Source organism: Flavobacterium sp. H4147 (assembly GCF_029360735.1).
In the GTDB taxonomy this organism is placed as follows: Bacteria; Bacteroidota; Bacteroidia; order Flavobacteriales; family Flavobacteriaceae; genus Flavobacterium; species Flavobacterium endoglycinae.
Genome location: NZ_JARKNB010000002.1, coordinates 1441378 through 1460127 on the forward strand (window position 1 = coordinate 1441378; position 18750 = coordinate 1460127).

Genomic DNA, 18750 nt, shown 5'->3' on the forward strand with positions numbered 1-18750 from the left:
CGGACTTTGCGTAAATCTCAGCTCTCGTTAACTATAGGGGTTGCGGTTAGAAATTTAATTATGCGAAGCTTTATATTCTGTTGGTGAAAGATTGTAAAACTTTTTAAATTCTTTACTGAAATGCTTTCTGTCATTAAACCCAACCATATAGGTTACTTCAGAGATTGAATAACTAGTATTGGCTATTAAATGAGCGGCTTTTTTCAATCGCATATTTTTTATAAAACCAGCAACCGAATGATCAGTTAAGGTTTGGACTTTTTTGTAGAGAACGGTTCGGCTCATTCCTATTTCATTTACCAAATCGTTTACATCAAAATCGGGATTATCAATATTCGATTCGATTATCTGCGTCAGCTTTTTCAAAAAGATTCCTTCTGGTGTGTTTAGGTTTTCTTCTTCGACAGCGGCTATAAAACCTTCGCCGTATTTTTGACGCATTATTTCTTTGGCAGATAAAAGATTGGCAATTGTCAATTTTAATTCTTCAATGCTGAAAGGTTTCGAAATATACGCATCGGCTCCTGTAGAAAGTCCTTCGATTCTATTTAAGGTAGACGATTTTGCGGTAAGCATAATTACCGGAATATGATTGGTATTTAAGTTGGTTTTTAAAATATGGCACAATTCGAAACCATCCATTTCTGGCATCATAACATCGGTTACAATAAGATCTGGGATTTCTTTTTCCATAAATTCCAAAGCCAATGCGCCGCTTGTAAACTTCAATATTCTGTAATCTGTATACAAAATATCGTAGATAAACGACAATACTTCTTCATTATCATCGATAACAAGAACGGTTTTCTTAGCGCTGTTTTCTTCTTCTAAATATTCTCTTTCGTAAAGATCAATTTCTGTTTTTACATCCGAAATTGGATTGGCATTTTCGTTTATCGAAATCGCATTTTCTACAATTTGTGATTTCTTGAAATGGTCTTTTCCTTTCTTTAATTTGATAGTAAAAATGGTATTGAAGTTTGGATCTTCTTCTGTCTGGACTTTAATTTCTCCATGATGCAGTTCTACAATACTTTTGCTTAAAGCCAAGCCTATTCCGCTCCCTAAATTAGCGCTGCCACGATCGTCTAATTGGAAGAAGTTCTTGAAAATTTTCTTTTTTCTATTGTCTGGAATCCCAATTCCGTTGTCTTTTACCTTAATTTCTATAAAATCCGAATCTTCTTTTTGTTCGACAGCTAATGTAATTTTTCCGCCTTTGCTTGTGAATTTAAAAGCATTCGAAAGCAGATTATAAATCACTTTCTCCATCTGGTTTTTATCAAAATAAAGCTGTGCTGTGTTGATATTTAGAACAAATTTATAATCGATTTTTTTCTCGACCGCAATTCCTCGAAACGATTCATAAATATCAAAACAAAATGAAACAATATCCTGCTGTTCGCAATAGATTTTCATGCTTCCTTTTTCGGCTTTTCTAAAATCCATTAATTCGTTAACCAGTTTTAATAATCGGTCAGAATTACTTTTTATGGTTTTTAGTTTGTGTTCGAGATTTGAATTCTTTTCGGCACTGCTTAAAAGTTCTTCAACAGGTCCGCTGATTAAAGTGAGCGGTGTTCTGATTTCATGCGAAACATTGGTAAAGAAATCCAGTTTCATTTTGTATAATTCTTCCTGTCTTTCTTTTTCTACCTGCTCCAGATAATACGCTTGTTTTAATAATTCTCGATTTCTAAAAAAGCGGAATGATAAAACCGAAGCCCCAGCTAGTAAAGCAATGTAAAATAAATACGCCCACCATGTTTTCCACCACGGCGGCAGCATAATGATTTTTAAGGTTTTAATGTTTGGATTCCATTCTCCTCCTCCGTTTGAAGTTTTAATTTTCAGCACATAAGTTCCCGAATTTAAATTGGTTAAATTGATATAATGCTGCGAACCTATAATGTGCCATTCGTCTTTATTAAAGGAACTTTCGAGTTTATAAGCGTATTCATTTTTTTCTGGCGAAATGAAATTCATCGCACTAAATTCCAACCCAATATAACCCTGATCGTGTTTTAAAGTAATTTCAGATGTTTCACTGATGCGTTTTTCCATCGAAACCTCTTTATTTCCAGGCCTGATTTCTTCGTTATTTACAATAAGTTTTGTGAGGACAATTGGTGATTGGTCTTTCGTTTTAATCAATTTAGATGGGTTGAAAACAATTAAACCATTCGAAGAGCCAAAAACTAGTTCTTTTGCATTGAGTTTAACACTGCAATTATTGGAGAACTGTTTGACTTTTAAACCGTCTTTAGAAGAAAAAGAAGTGATTTCAAAATCTTTAATATTTAAAACTGGTTTTACATTTTTGGTTTTGATTTTATACAACAAATTATTGTCGCTGATCCAGATATTTCCTTCTGCATCTTCAGAAATACTTTTGATGGTTTCATCAGTAAATCCCATTGAGCGGTTGATTTCGAAGAAACGCCCTTTCTTTTCGTCAAAAATATTCACGCCTCCGCTTTCGGCACCAACCCAAAAACGACCTTTAGAATCGGTAAACATGACGGTAAGACTATTATTTGAAAGTCCGCTTTTGGGTCCGGCTTTAAAAACTTTTGTAACGTGTTTTAGTTTTTTATCGAAATAGTTTAGACCGTATTGTGTAGCAATCCAAAGACCGTCTTTTCTATTGGCCAGATCGGTTATAAAATTATCGCTGAGCGAATTAGGCGTACCATCAGCCATATAAATTTCAACTGTTCCGTCTGGCATTACTTTCTTTAATCCGTTTCCGTTTGTTCCCACCCACAAATCGCCGTTATCCAGTATTAAAGAAGTAATTGGGCGTTCTCTTTCTTTAGAATCTTTTCGCGACAGTGAAATAAATTGAAACGATTTAGTGCTTTTATTGAATTTGAATAATCCGTTGAAAGTCCCACAAAATAGATTCTGCTCGTTTTGATTGGCCAAAGCCGTTATCATATTAACACTTTTATCAAAATCGTAACCTTCAATTTGATACGTGGTATTTTTGTTATTTCTGAAATCGAGATAATTCAAGCCTCCACCACTTGTTCCTACCCAAACTGAACCGTCATTTTCTCTGGCAACTGCATTTACAAAAGCAGTATTAAGTCCAAAATTGGGCTTTATGACTTCTCTAATATTAGTAAAATTGGTATTGGTTTTCTGAAAAAAGTTGACACCTCCTCCATTTGTTCCAATCCAGATATCGTTATGACGGTCTTTTAAAAAACATTTTACATCATCGTCTGAAAGACTGTAACTTTCCAGCGGATTATGTCCGTATTTCGTAAACTCATTTTTGTCTTTTTTATAAACACACAAACCATTTTTTGTCGCAAACCAAATGGTGTTATCATCAACAGAAACAATATCGTTAACCCAGTTTGAAGACAGACTTTTTCTGTTGCTGGTATTGAGCAGAAAATTGGTTACTGAATTCTTTTTGATATTAAAATGAAAGACGCCGTTGGCTTCTGTAGCAAACCATAAATCGCCGTTTTTTTCTTTAATAATTTTCCAGATTTTCGATTTGATTAATGCTTCGTTATCTGCCAGAACTTTGGGAATTGCTTTTTTGGAGCCGTTTTTAGGATCAAAGCATTCCAAACCTTTTGAAGTTCCAACCAAAACTCCGTAATTGCGATCGTAAAACAAGGACAAAACCCTGCTTTTTCTAAATGGCGAATTGTGGTCGTTCGAGATTTCTTCCAACAAATATTTCTGCCGATTAAGTCGTTTGATTCCGCCAAAAGTCCCAACCCAGATTCGGTTTTGACCGTCTTGAATTATAGAGGAAATATAGTTTCGTCCGCCTTTTATTTTTTGGACATCAACTCTTAAAAAGGTTCTTTCGTTTTTGTTGTAAAAATTCAGTCCATTATTCGTTCCAATCCATAGCTGTCTTTCGCTGTCTTCTAAAATCACATTTACATGATTGTTACTGATGCTGTTGAGAATGTCTTTGTTGTAAACGTATCTCAAGAAATCATAACCATCGTAACTAATCAAACCGTTTGCAGTTCCAATCCAGATAAATCCTTTTTGGGTTTGATGAATACTAGAAATCATACTCTGCGAAAAACTCACATCATAATCGATATGATCAAAATACAAATCCGATCCCTGCGCCGAAACTTTAAAGGAAACAGCAATAAATACGATACAGCTTAAAATGTAATTTTTAATGTTTTTCATAAACAGAAATTATAAACGCTCTGGAAATTGTCTGCAAAAAAGATTTGTCTTTTCAAAGTCAATAAACCTATGAAAAAAATCGATTGAACAGACCGCAAAATAAATCTATTGCAAAAAATAGAGGGAGTTATTTTTTCTTTTTAAGGGGTGGGTTTGTGTTTTTTTTGATGAAGGCTTATCTGTTTCAACAAAAAGCGCAAAAATCAAAAGACTTTTGCGCTTTTTATTAATCGTTTTGCCTATTTAAATAAAGCTTACTCTTTCACGAAGTCTAATATGTTCTCATCAGTCATAGGATCACCTATATTAATAAATTTCGAATCTATAACTTCGTGATTTTTATTTAATATAAGTATCAAACCAAATTGGTCTGCTCTATTGAGATTGCAAACCAACAGTAAGTTGTTTTGATCTGAAACTTTTCCTAAAACATTCAGACTTTTTTCTTCATTAGTATATTGGTCAATCGAGTCCAACAATAATTTATACACTTTTGTAGAATAGGTTTTTGAAAACAAAATTTTCTTTACATCCTTTTCTTCGATAGATGTAGTGTTTGATGCAGTAAATTGATCTGATTCTAAATAGGACTTTACATTAGTATCACCACTTATTGAAACTGTTTTTTTTATAATATATTCAAGCCTTTCTGTAGATGGCATTTTTTCCTCCATAGGCGGAATAAATTGCTCAATAATTTCAAATTTCCCTTTATCATTGAGCTTGTAATTAACATAAGGATAAAAAGGTTTTCCTGATTCTATTTGACAATGAATTACACCATTTTTATCAATATAAACACGAGATGTACATTGACAAATTTGCTGATTGAATTTTGATAAATCTAAAAAATCTATTAGCTCATCTTTTGAATTGTAGTTTAGTAATATAAATGTTTCTGGTGTAGTAACAATTAATGTATTGAAATTGGCATTCAAATTAATTCTTCGTTTAATAATCAAATATTGTATTGATTCTTTATTCAAGAAATTGAATATTTTAAATCGTTCAGTTGTCTCTTTATCAAATTTCTTACTTTTTGTTAATATTTCATTATGCTTAATATAATCTCTCCATTCTTCTCCAAACTGATCATTATCATCTTTAAGAAACAAAGTATCATTAACAGAAATCAATTTGATATTTTCAACACCAAAAGAGCTATCAATCTCTTTTACTTTCACATCATTTTTACAACCTACAAAAATAAATAAACTAAAAATTGTTAATCTATAAATAATACCACTCATAACGTCTAAATGTAATTTTATCATTTTCTAATCTGTACTTCAAGTACGAAAATACATCTATAAAATTTTAAAGACAATTATACCTAATTAAAAAAAGCGCAAAAGTCTAAACAACTTTTGCGCTTTTTAATATTAAAATTTTCATTTAATCTGGAATAGAGGCAAACATTGCCACTTCTTTTAAATCTAGATAATATTCACCTGATAAACCTGATTTTTCATTTTGAACTATGTTAATTTTTGCAAAGTATTTTTTCTTTCCTCCTTTTTCAACGATTTTAATTTCTCTTAGATATCTAAATAAAATACTATTACTGCTATATTCAACAGATTTAAAACCATTTAAACTGTACAATTTTACATTAATAGGTTTCTCTAAATATAAATCACCTTGTTCGATATAAATTGCTTCTTGAGTATAATCGATGCTTGATAAAGGTTTTACAAAATTACCATTATCGATCTTTGCCAATAGAAGATCTGCATTAAATAAGTTTATTGTATAGTTAAAATCTTCAGGCACACGGTATTTTGACAATTTACCAGAATTTCCTGAAATTTCAAAGGTTGATTTTTCATTATAACATTCTAAATATGACTTATTGCCATCTTTAAAGAAATTACCAATTAAAAAATCATTGCTATCGATCATAAAATAAGAGTACAAGTTTGGACTATCAGATTCATAATCTTCTTTATCGATATCTACATCGTGTTGTTTGTAGATTTCATAACTTGGTCGAAAACAAGATATTTCCTTTATTGATCTTATCTTATTGCCTTTTATAAAATAACGTATAGTATCATATCTAGTGGGAAAATTAATTGTTTTTGTTTCTTTCAAGCCCAATAAACAATAGCAATCTTTTGTAAAATAACTTTTTCCATTTTCTAATTTAGAAAGTAATTCGACATCATAAAGAGAGGTATACAATTCTTGATTTTGATATAAAACCTTCGAAACATTTTTAATTGTATCAAAAGAAATAATTTCAATTTTAGATGCATAATTCAAATGATACAATTTCTCCGTAGATAGATCTTCACTAGAAAACAAATCTACACCTTTCAAATTTGTGACAATGCCTAGAAAAATATTATTTTCTGTTTGTTTATTACATGAAAATATAATTATTGATATAATAAATATAAGTAATCCTTTTTTAAACATGATTTTATTTTTTGGTAAAAGTAGCATTTTTTTTATGGAGTTATTTCTATATGAAAATGATTATGATGCTCCCTTTTTTTCAGATCATTTAAACTATTTAAAACTCTGTTTGCTCCATAGCTCAATGCCTTTTTCTCAACTTCAATAATTAAGTCATCTGGAATAAAACAAACTGCTTTTGCTCCAATACCATTTCCAATATCCTTACCATTTATTTCGTTTATATCAAATGCTTTACCAAAATAATGTTTACTATTTATAGAATGATCTGCCCCGCTAATTTCAGATACGTTAAATGTATAATCTTTACTTAATTGATACATAATATAAAGTAATTCAGACAAAAGTGCAATCTCTCCGCCCGGTGCTCTCTTATAATCACTTCTTTTTGCATTTTTACCAAGTGCAGTATCATTTATATTATCCTGAGCCATAGCCTTATCAATTACTCCAGAAACATGCGAATTTGCAAAAGTTACCCTTCCACTTTTGAGAATTTTTTCGGCTAAAACCTGATTAAGTTTTCTCGCTTCATTAATATCTATTGCATACCTAGCTCCTTTTGCCTTCATTTCTCTATATCTAGCCAATAATTCTCCAGATTGAATTATCCCATCATTATTTCCTTTATTAAATCCATCATTTTTTGTATCCATTGTAGCATTTTTGCTATATTTTGGATTTACTTTTTCTTTTTCTTGATCCTCTTTTGTTAAATATTTTTTATAAATGTCTACATTATCACCTTTACCTGTGGCTCTTGGAGCAAAAATTATCATGTAAACATCTTCTGGTCTTTTAACTTTTTTATGATTATTAAAAAGCATTAAATATGTTTTAACATAATCTAACTGATCTTCAGGGGATAACAAGGCAAGTTTTTGTTTGTACTCATTTACTTCCTTTAAGGGTATTGCTTTTGCTGTTTCTTTAGTCTCTAAAATTCCTTTTTCTTTTAAAATTAGAGATTTAACTGCATCTTCTGTAAATTGAGCCAAGCCAATAGGTTTTCCTTTAACTAAATCTGGACTATTTTTATGTTCTTCTTTAGAAACACCAATATATCCTAATTTTGTTGATCTTATTAAAGAACTACTAAAAGTTTCTCCAGTTTCAACAGACATTGCAATCATTAAAGCATTTGCCATTTCATGTTTTTTATCTTCTCCCCACATATCTTTACAAATGGAAATAACTTTTTGTCTAAATGCAACACTTACTTTTCCTCCCCAAATTAATTCAAGCTCATTCTCGCCAATTTTGTCACTTATTTTCTCTTCTCCTACAATCATAACCAAAACCTTATTATCCAAATGTTTTGTAGAATAACCATCAACACCTGCATAATACTTTATTTGAGTTCCTATTTTAAGTTTTTTATCCAGATTCTTCAAGAGGAAACTTGTTGTTGCAATTCCTTCTAAGTTTACTTTTGCTTTACCTGTAAAAGATGGTTTTTCGCTTATTTTATGAGCTTTTAGCTCAATCTCTTCTCCAATCATATTTTGGGTTTTGGCTACCAGTGTAACAATTGCGCCTTTTTTGCCAAACGGAACCTCATTTTCTGGTGTTACTCTCTTACCATCGTATGTAAAATATACATCTAATACTTTCTTCTCTGTTGTAACAGAAATTACGGTATTAGTATCATAATTAGCTGGCGATTTAAATTGGTATGGTTTTCCATTCTGAATTCCTAATAGTTTAAATCCGATTTTGGTGTTTTTTTGACTTTGGAATCCGATGAGTTTTTGAAAATTTGAATCAAAATTTATCTTTTCGAAAAGCTCTCCTCTTTCATTGGTTTTTACATCAATAAAATGGTTTGTTTTTCTGCTATTTAGATAAAAATAAATTCTAACCTTTTGATTATTATAATAAGGAATGCTGGCATTAATGTAATTATCTTCTGAAAGACCTGAGATTGTTTTTTTAGTTCCTCCGCTCCATGACCAATACGCTTCTGCAATTTGTGGTTCTTTTACCTCAAACTTATAAGTACATGGAGATTTAGCCCCTTTTTGACGATGACTGAATGCTTCTACAACATAATTTCCAGCTTTTTGAGGAATAGATGTGGTAAAAGAATTCCATTTATGCATATAGGATTTTTGAGGATCGTTTTTATTTGCAAATAACTTAAATTCAGAAACTAGATAAGGTTTATTATTAGAATCGTAAATTATCCATCTTACATCTTCTTTTTCATCAGCTGTTGGTGGATTTATTTTGAACGTTTTGGCTTCCAAAGTCAACTGACTGTTTGCAATTCCTAACAAGAATATATTGCTTTCTGAACTTTTTCCTTCAACACCAATACTTGCAACCTCATTTTTAATTACAGAAGTTTTAAACTCTTTAACCAATCCATATTGATCTTTACTTGAAACTTTAATTTTATAAGTTCCCAAATCTGGCATAGTAAGTTTGATAATTCCTGTTGTATCTAATTCTTTTTCTTCAGAGATTATAGCTGTTTTTCCTGCAATTGCAGTCTCAATTTGATAATAAAGTTTTATCGGATTTAATGGTTTTAGTATTGTATTTTTTAAAGAGACTTTAAATGTTTTTTCTTGCGTAAAAGATCTGCTAAATTCTCCTTTAATCGCCGCTGGTGGCGTAATTACAATTTCCTGAGCTACGATTTTAAGTTCGATAAAAGTAGCTGTTTTTGCTCCTTTTTTCTGTTTTACTGTATGGTCATGTCCATAAGCATCAATTCTATAAGTTCCTGGTGTATCGAAATTATAACCAAATGAAGCTCCTTCATTTCTAAAGATATTTTCTTTGCTGTTTTTAGTATTGTAAACAATCCAATTAATGTTTTCTTTTTGATGCACCTTCTGATTGATAAAAGCTTCATCAACAAAAAACTCTAGACTCTCGCCAACAATAAATGAAGATGCGTCGGCATTTTTAATTCTTACAGCGCCTTTATTTACTGCGCTTCCATCAAGTTTTGTTTCACTAACTTGTTTAAGGAAAACATACACATCTTCTTTTCCAATAGCAGCATAAAGTTTGTCTGCACTTAGATTAGGATATATTTTGGTTTTGGTCGTTATGGTTAAAGTATTGGGCAAAGCATCTAGACCTTCGACCTCTTTAAGCAATAAAAACAATTCGTCGTATTGCTCAAAAAGATTTGCAATATTCGTTTTATCATCTTTAAGCTGTTTTTTGATTGTTTCCCAACGAATTTTATTTTCTTTAGAAATAGCTCCATTCAATATATTGGCATCAATTGCTTTAATCATTTTTTCGCGAACGATTTCCCAATTAAAGTTCTGAATTTCAATTGATGATAATCTCGATTGTTTCAAAGCTTTATACATTTCTGTAAATAGCATTTCATTAGGTTTTCCATCAAAATCAATCGCTGTCATTCCTGCTTCAAAAGCTTTACTAATACGAGTCCAATATTGAATGGCCTCGTCATTATTTGCTCTTTTTGCCTGATCTAGTTTCTTTTTGATTTCGGCTTTTACAAGATCAACAGAAGGCTCATTTTCTTTATTTTGAAGCATTTGCGGCACAGACAACATTTGCTTTGTATCAAGATTCTCATAAATCTGACTTAAAGAACTGCTCAGAATATCGTTGTCTGCTTTCGAAACCGGAAGAGTATTGTTTGCTGAAGCGAAAGAACTCATAATTGTGCTTTCAGTTGTGTCAGTAACGCCTCTTCCGATTGAAGCATTCAATATTGGTGATTGAAGTAAATAAGCCTCTGGCACCGAAGAAGTAGTGTTAAACGATGGTGCCGTTTTATTTACAGCATTGATATCGAAAACGCCTTCTTCGGTCGAGTTTACAATATTGTTTATTACAGTACTTGCAGAGTTTTGCTCTTGCCAAATTTGCGTAATATCTTTCTGCTGGCTCATTTCTTTCGAAACCTCAGCTAATTCTTTTATAAAGGCTTTTGTTAAGTCTTCAGGACTTTGTGAAGAAGTATTGTTTTTTATCGAAAGATTAAAATTGTGAATTGTATTTTTATTCATAATGAAGCTATTTTTCTGGGTGTAAAAATAGTTTCATATCGTATGAATTTAAAATTTCAAGTGGCTTGTATTCAGTAGTTTCAGCAGGTTTCTTTTCTACTGAAACTACTGAAAACACTTGCTTTTTTTGAATTAAAAACACACTCCTTTTCCTACTTTTGTTTCTTCCAAAAAACAAATAATCGCATTGCATTTTTTATCTCATGCAATTGTGTCTTCCTAAGATTTCGTAAAAAATACCACTCGTCTTTTTATTATTAATCATTTAAAATAGCCGTTATGGATTTTTTATTTTCAATAGGCATCAAGAAAATGCCTAAAATTCCCGACAAGTATAATTCTTGTCTTTTAACTTCATTTGAGCTTACAGATATTCTATCTAAAAAAGGGCTTTTAAAACTTTACTTAAACAAAAAAACATGGCAATTCAGACATTAAATACAATAAAAAACTGGTTTAAAACCGGGCTAAAACCTTCACAAGAACAATTTTGGGATACTTGGGATTCTTTCAGACATAAAAATGAAAAACTACCACTTCAAGATATTGAAAATCTTGAAATAACATTAAATTCAAAAGCTGAAAAATCAGAACTTGATGCTCACAAGACCAACGTCAGTGCCCATAGCGAATTATTTAACACTAAAGAAAATAAAGCGAATAAAGGAATCGCAAACGGATATGCGCCATTAAACGGTTTTACAAAATTAGCTGCTCAATATCTTGATATTATAAATGATTTAGTTTCTGGAGGCTCAAATTCACTTTTAAGTGCGGAACAGGGGAAAATTTTGCAAAATCAGATAAATCAAATTAAAACTTTATTATCATCTGATAATGTAAACTTAAATAGCCTTCAAAAAATAGTAGATACTGTTGAACAAATTCAACTTTCATTAGATACTATTTTAGTAAATGATCTTATCTCTGGAGGAACTACAAAAGCTTTATCAGCTGAGATGGGTAAAAAACTTAATGAAATTAAGTTAACAGCAACAATTGCAACTGATACTGAAACTCAAATCTTATCTGCAGTTGCAGAGGACAATAAAGTTATTAGTCGTTCTAAATTATATAATTGGTGGCAATGGGTTAAATATTCTCCTTTAAAATGGAACAATACTATATCAGCAAATCCTGCAACACAACCTAATGAGGTAGTTATTCTAAGTCAACTAAATAAATCTAAACCAACTTTAGATGACGTTTTAGGTGCAGGGATGGTCGCAAATAACAAATCTATTTATCTTGATGAAGGAGATCTTGAATATAGAGGTTTTATGTCTTCAAGAGGTTTTTCTGCATCACATGGTTTTTCTGGCATAGGAATGACTTCAACAGATGGAATACAATTTTTCATAAATGAAAATAATAATGGTTGTACTTTTTTAAAAGAAGAAAAAGCAACTCAATATAACAATTTATTATTACCGAATAAATCAGGGAAATTGGCTATTATCAAAGATTCTGTAGAAACAGCTCCAGGAACAAAAGAGATTGCTCCCTTAATTATTCCAAATGGAGAATTAACAACTGTTCCACAAAGTGGAGCAATAGAAAGAGATGCATTTGGAAATTTATATCAAACTATTTCAAATATACGTTACAGGTTACTTGATACAAGGGAATATGATAATATTTTAATGACTACATGGAAATCTAAAATACCTGCTTATTTATTAATTAACACTAATAAAAGTAATATCGTTTCCAAAATAGTCAATATACCAGCAACAACTTTTGGGGCTACTGATTTTGGAAGTTATACAATAAAGACAGTTGATCATTATGAAATAGAATCATATAGAGAAGATGGATTATACGAACCTGAAAATTTTCTCTTTGAGGTTTACTTGAAAGGTAAAAATTGTAAATTTTCTGGAAATGATTCAATAAGGCTGTATTTTTCGTTGATAAATGATTGTGAAGCATTAACTAGAAAAATTCGTAACTATGAAATAAACTTGCAAACATCATTATTTGAAAGCCCTAAAGTTTGTTCTTCCTTAATTTTCTCCGACACAGGTTATGATCCTTTGTTAAATATAATTTCAGAAGAATTTAATCAATATTTTATTCAATCTTTAACTTATTCAGGGACATATGGGGATATGAAACTATCTGAAGCAGATATCTCTTTTGAATATAGAATATCAATAGAATATCAAGACCAAAAAAATTCAAAGGAACAAAACGTAACAAAGGTTATAAAATTTAACAATCTTTCAACAATGGTTTTAAAATTACAGTAACACGATATTAATAAAAAATTAGAATAAATTACTGGTCTTATTTTTAAATAAAAACTACGGAAAACCGCGATTCTTTTTTTCTATTTTTTCTTTCCTTCTAAATTACTTTTACAACCTCGAATTTAAATAGCAACATTTTTGTGGAATGAAAATCTACTCTGCTATTCTTAACCATTTCCAAAAGTAACATATTATTAATTCAATTAGATAATAAATCATGGCTATACAAACATTAAATACTATAAAAAATTGGTTTAAAACCAGCTTAAAACCAACACAGCAACAATTTTGGGATACTTGGGATTCCTTCAGACATAAAAATGAAAAACTACCACTTCAAGATATTGAAAATCTTGAAATGACATTAAATTCAAAAGCTGAAAAATCAGAACTTGATGCTCACAAAACCAACGTCAGTGCCCATAGCGAATTATTTAACACTAAAGAAAATATCGCGAATAAAGGAATCGCAAACGGATATGCACCATTAAACGGTTTTACAAAATTAGCTGCTCAATATCTTGATATTATAAATGACTTAGTTTCTGGAGGCTCAAATTCACTTTTAAGTGCGGAACAGGGGAAAATTTTGCAAAATCAGATAAACATAATTAATACTTTGCTTCAATCAAATAATGTAAATCCTGATAAATTTGACGAAATTGCTCGAATGGTAGAAAATATACAGACGTGGCTAAACTATATTGTAATAAATGATTTAACCTCTGGAGGAATGGGATATGCTTTATCTGCTGAAATGGGTAAAAAACTCAATGAGATCAAACTTACTGCAACAATTGCAACTGATGCAGAAACACAAATTTCTAATACCATTGAAGAAGATAATAAAGTGATTAGTCGTTCAAATCTTTTAAACTGGTGGAATTGGCTAGCAATGACAAGAAAAACTATTACAGGAGATTGGAATTTTGAGAATGGTTTGAGATTTCCAAATTCGCAAAATGGATTGACAATTAATTCTGAAATTAATTCTGGAAAAATTACTGTTAGTGAAAAAAGTCAATCTAATATAATATCTGAAACACAAATAGAACCTTCGGCACTTACATTGAAAAACAGAGCATCTGGAGGTCAAGTTCTCGGAACCAGTATTAAAGATGGTGAATTTATGCTTTTTAAAGATGCTACAGGTTATGGAGATTATCAAAATTTAGCAAGTGTCGGATTAAGTGTGGGGCAAGATAACAAATTATCAGGACAATTATCTTTGACTAATGAAAATGGTATATCTTCGTTTTTGAAAGAAAATCCAGAAAGTATGATAAATGGCACTTATTTCTACCTTCCTAAAGATATCACTGGTGAACCTAAAACACTAGCAACGACAGACGATACAACCCCAACGACTTTACAACAGATGTTAGATAATTCTGGAAACATTGCTTCAGTAGATGGAGGTTCAAGTAGTATAGGAATTTTATATGGGAATGAATATGATAGAGGTATTTATTTTAGATCTTACAACCCAGATTCTGGAAGTATCTTAGATTTTAGAAATAAAAAAGCTACATTAAGTAATTACAACAGAGACACCGACAAGACAGGAAATATAAGTGTTGTTTCTGGTGGTATACAATTAGATGAAGTAATAAATTCAGGAGCACAAACTATTTTTGTTTTTGAAACCCCTATAGCCATAGGAAGTCCATCAATAATAAAAGTACCAGCTAAAACATCTGGAGAATATACTTTACTTCTAAAAGAAGACTTAAAAAGTTACAGTAATGGTGGAGTATTTACGATTACAGGTGATGATGTTACATACCAATTTAATATACCACATGGATTAATGGGCACTGTTAAGATGCATTTTGTAACAACAAATTACAATATCGAAAAAATAGTGTTTGACTCCTATATATCAGGATCAAATATTGTAGTTTCTTTCACTCAAGATATTCCTTCAAATGGACAAACGATTAAAGTAAACTGGGGAGCATTTCAATAAAATGAATATATTCACAACTAATAGAACCTCTGATTTTTAAACAATTATATAAAATGAAAAATATATAATTAACATAAAAATATTTATAATGCATTAAATCTTATTGCTTGATAAATACAATGAGCCGTTAGTAATCAAAAGATTTACTAACGGCTCTTTTTGTTTAAGTCACCATATTGTTATTGGAATAATTAACTGAAACTACGGAAAACTGTGATTCTTTTTTTCTATTTTTTCTTTCCTTCTAAATTACTTTTACACCCTCGAATTTAAATAGCAACATTTTTGTGCAATGAAAATCTCTACTCTTGCTATTCTTAACCATTTCCAAAAGTAACATATTATTAATTCAATTATAACTAATACCACTATGAGTTATTCAACATCAAGAGGCATAAATAGAATGCCTAAAATCCCCGACAAAAGCCATTTGAAAAGTCTATTTAGTTTACATCAAAATGTAAAAACGAATTCTAAAAACAATAATTCAATTAGATAATAAATCATGGCTATACAAACATTAAATACAATAAAAAATTGGTTTAAAACCAGCTTAAAACCAACACAGCAACAATTTTGGGATACTTGGGATTCTTTTAGACATAAATATGAAAAAATCCCAGTTAATGATATTGAAGGAATCCAAGAATTACTGGATTCTAAAACAGAAGAATCTGATTTTAAAACCATTAATGGAGAATCTATTATAGGTTCTGGAAATATTATTATTAAAGAAGGTGAATTACAGAATTTAGACCAGGTTCTTACTGAAGGAAATGCATCTCCACAAAGTGTTCAATTTTATGCAGGAGGAGAAAACATTGAATCAGCAAGTGTAATACATACCGTAAATCCATACTTCAATATTATTGAAAACAAAACCGTAAAGGTTAAAAATACTCTTTATGCAAATGCAATGAAAATCGAAAACACTAGCGGAGGTATTGGAAATAAAACTATGGTAACTTATCAAGATGATGCCATCGGATTCTCAACAGATAACGGCGGGGTACGTATAAACTTTCCTAGGTTAGGCCGAAGTTTGCCAACTTATCTACCATTATCAGTAAATGGGCAGTTTGCAGATTTAGCAGGAAATATTGAAGTTTCTGGGGGTTCAGTTTCTGGAACACCAAATTTTGTTCCAGTGTTTAATGATTCTGGTGACAATGTAGAAATTAGTATTATGAGTCGCGTTGATGGAATTTTAAACATTGATACAGGATTAGCCGATACTTCAGGATTGAGGCTTCAACAACTTAGAAATGAATCCGTTGAATATATAACAACAGAGTATTCAATAGGATCACAATATTTGCAAGGAATGGTTTATTTTCCTTTAACCAAAAGTATGTATACCGGCCAGCAATATGACAACGGAAACGTCATTGAAATTAATCAATATGGAAAGGTTACCTTATTGAATATTGAGGGAAATCTTGTATTTATTAATCCTATGATTCCAGATAAATTAATATCAGCAAAAACTTATTATACTGACAATGTTAGGGAAACAAGGATCTATAAGTGGTCTCCAGAATCGGGACAAGAACAAATTGCATCTTATGATGGTCAATTATACAAAGATATAACGGTCGATACACAAGGAAACATGTATTTTATCACAGGCGAATTGGGCGCCAAAGTTGTAAAAGTTACAATTGACGGATTAGTTACAATAATTAGTGATACTGTTAATTATCCTGATAAAGGTGTTTATAGAGGTGTTTGCGATAGCGAGGATAATCTTATATTAGCAACAAGTGACTTAAATTCATCACTTCTAAAAATTACAGCTGGTACAGAAGAAATTACCAGAACAGATGGAAATGTTGGTTTAGGTGTTGCAAAAATGATTCTTAGATCTGATGGTAAAATTGCTATTATTGGAGGGACCGACAGACAAAATGCGATAATTACTACTGCAATATATGAATTCGATGGAGTATACGTATACAGTGTCAATGAATATGAAATGGGAATAATTACTGATGTAAAAGACATTGACGGTCATCTAGAATATTTATTTCAAGATTGGACTGATGAGAAACATTATTTAGTTAAAGAAACATATTCAGGAGATTTTATTGATAATCGAATTTTTATTGGCGAAGGTTTCGAAAAGACACCATATAATTTTGATATCAATCAGACAAATGGCTCATACTATTTTGCAATGCCTTTTGGAACAAAAGCTGGAAGCTTAACTTTAAAAAGTCAGCCCGTTCTTACAGTTGATGAGTTAGGAAATATTATAAAAGATACTTCTCATCCAAGTGTACAAGAAGTGTTACAAATTATTAAAGATAGTCAAAAATCTAATTTACAAGAAGTCTTAGAGGCTGGTTCGATTGGATTTGTAAATAAACCTATTAGCTTAGGCAATCAATCTGATGTGACTATTAATATTAATAACGGTTTATATATTAACGCTAATCCTAGCGGTACATTTGATGTAGGCGCAGGAGGTTCTGGAGGCTTTAGAATCTCACAAAATGGTCATTATTGGAACAACTATAGCAACAGTCCGTTACAAATATCATCATATAGTAAAGGGATAACTTTAAGAGGTGGAAATGGAAGCAGTATTGATATCACTGATTCTCAATTTAGATTAAATGGAGGCAGTAGCGAAATTGTTTTAGCTGGTGGCGGTTCTACTGGTAAAACGGTAATTCAAAACGGGGGGTTAAATGTCGTAAACGGTTATTCTGATTTTTACAACGATGTATATGTTGATATTATCAAAAACAGAAGAACAGGTGAAATAAATAATCCAATGAACATATTTTCTGATAATATAATGGAAATTCGTTCTTCATTAGAAACATACATTACTGCTTGTGAAAATGGAGTACAAATTATTATGGACAAACCTGAGAATACAGAAAAACCTGAAGGTTACGACTTTAATATGAAGCTTAATGCTAAATCTGAAATATACGCCATTACTGAAAAATTAAAAGTTGGCGGTTATGGTACTTCTAACATTACTATTCATAATGATAAAATTGAAAGAGTTGAGGCTAATAATACAAGAATTTATCCGATTTCAATAAATGGTCAATTTGCTGATCCTAACGGAAATATTACTATTTCTAGCACTGGAGACACTCAAAATTTACAATCAGTTATAGATAATGGAAATGAAGTAAGAGATAAAGGAATTTCTTTTAGAAATAGCGAAGCCTCTTACAACGTTAATCTTTTACAAGATACAGATGATTATTTATTAGTAAAAGGTAATTTAAAAGCTTATGGCACTTTGAAGGCTACTGAATTAATCGCAACAAGTCAAATAAATACACCTTCTATTAATATTGGCAACTTTTCTGGAGGCCAGGGTTTAAATTTTGGAATAAATTATATTTCTAATGCATCAGGAAATTTTGATTTATTTGTAGCTGAAGAATTTCATGTAAATGCTAATGTTATATTTTTTAGGACATCTGTTGGTTCATTTAATTTTCCATCAGATAAACCAAATGGTAATTATACATTAGCAACATTAGATGATCTTTTAGAAGTTTTTGATAATCCTACAACAACTGATTTAAGTGCAGCCGATTTAAACACCAATTATACACAAGCAAAAAAAGGAGATTCGGTTCATTGTTTGAATATTGCCTCTGGTGGAAAAATATATACAAAAACTACTTCAGGATGGGTTTCTCAGTCAGTTACGGCGGTAATATAATCTCTTTTGAATATTAGAATCGCAATAGTTCTTAAATTATTTTAGTATCAAAAAGAATCACCAGAATTGATAGTAATAAATCTATCAACAATTTAAATAAAGATTAAATAAAATTGAAAAGTCAATACAAAATAAAATGTATTGGCTTTTCTTTTTGAGTATAGAAATTAATGCTTTCTAATATCATTTTGTTTACATTTTATCTGGCTTCACGAATAAACTAAACAT

7 protein-coding genes are annotated in these 18750 nt (G+C 30.8%); 3 read left to right on the forward strand and 4 right to left on the reverse strand.

Annotated elements, in window-relative coordinates:
• Positions 1-54 precede the first annotated feature (54 nt).
• The 4 genes from P2W75_RS14020 to P2W75_RS14035 form a co-directional block, all read right to left on the reverse strand.
• The gene (locus P2W75_RS14020; protein WP_276380932.1) at positions 55-4179 is read right to left on the reverse strand and encodes a two-component regulator propeller domain-containing protein; all 4125 of its coding nucleotides are present in this window, start codon (positions 4177-4179) and stop codon (positions 55-57) included.
• Positions 4180-4433: 254 nt separating this feature from the next.
• Positions 4434-5453: a hypothetical protein gene (locus P2W75_RS14025; protein WP_276380933.1), complete on the reverse strand. Its 1020-nt coding sequence runs from the start codon at positions 5451-5453 to the stop codon at positions 4434-4436.
• 121 nt (positions 5454-5574) lie between these two features.
• On the reverse strand, positions 5575-6600 hold the full coding sequence (locus P2W75_RS14030; protein WP_276380934.1) for a hypothetical protein: 1026 nt from the start codon (positions 6598-6600) through the stop codon (positions 5575-5577).
• Positions 6601-6632: 32 nt separating this feature from the next.
• Entirely contained in the window at positions 6633-10604 is a 3972-nt protein-coding gene (locus tag P2W75_RS14035) for a hypothetical protein (RefSeq protein ID WP_276380935.1), read from the reverse strand.
• Between the two features lie 419 nt (positions 10605-11023).
• Here P2W75_RS14035 and P2W75_RS14040 point away from each other — a divergent pair, with 419 nt between their 5' ends.
• The 3 genes from P2W75_RS14040 (at position 11024) to P2W75_RS14050 (ending at position 18522) form a co-directional block, all read left to right on the forward strand.
• Positions 11024-12856 (forward strand): hypothetical protein, encoded by a 1833-nt coding sequence (locus P2W75_RS14040; protein ID WP_276380936.1) that lies wholly within the window; start codon positions 11024-11026, stop codon positions 12854-12856.
• Positions 12857-13073: 217 nt separating this feature from the next.
• Positions 13074-14825 carry a hypothetical protein gene (locus tag P2W75_RS14045; protein WP_207297377.1) on the forward strand — a complete coding sequence of 584 codons (1752 nt, stop codon included), beginning with the start codon at positions 13074-13076 and terminating at the stop codon, positions 14823-14825.
• 505 nt (positions 14826-15330) lie between these two features.
• A complete protein-coding gene (locus P2W75_RS14050) occupies positions 15331-18522 on the forward strand; it encodes a hypothetical protein (RefSeq protein WP_276380937.1) in 3192 nt (1063 codons plus the stop codon).
• Positions 18523-18750 lie beyond the last annotated feature (228 nt).

Excerpts from the sequence above, each read along its gene's own strand:
- P2W75_RS14035 (WP_276380935.1), bottom strand. The coding sequence starts at position 10,604 with ATGAATAAAAATACAATTCACAATTTTAATCTTTCGATAAAAAACAAT.
- P2W75_RS14020 (WP_276380932.1), bottom strand. The coding sequence starts at position 4,179 with ATGAAAAACATTAAAAATTACATTTTAAGCTGTATCGTATTTATTGCT.
- P2W75_RS14025 (WP_276380933.1), bottom strand. The coding sequence starts at position 5,453 with ATGATAAAATTACATTTAGACGTTATGAGTGGTATTATTTATAGATTA.
- P2W75_RS14040 (WP_276380936.1), top strand. The coding sequence starts at position 11,024 with ATGGCAATTCAGACATTAAATACAATAAAAAACTGGTTTAAAACCGGG.
- P2W75_RS14030 (WP_276380934.1), bottom strand. The coding sequence starts at position 6,600 with ATGTTTAAAAAAGGATTACTTATATTTATTATATCAATAATTATATTT.
- P2W75_RS14045 (WP_207297377.1), top strand. The coding sequence starts at position 13,074 with ATGGCTATACAAACATTAAATACTATAAAAAATTGGTTTAAAACCAGC.
- P2W75_RS14050 (WP_276380937.1), top strand. The coding sequence starts at position 15,331 with ATGGCTATACAAACATTAAATACAATAAAAAATTGGTTTAAAACCAGC.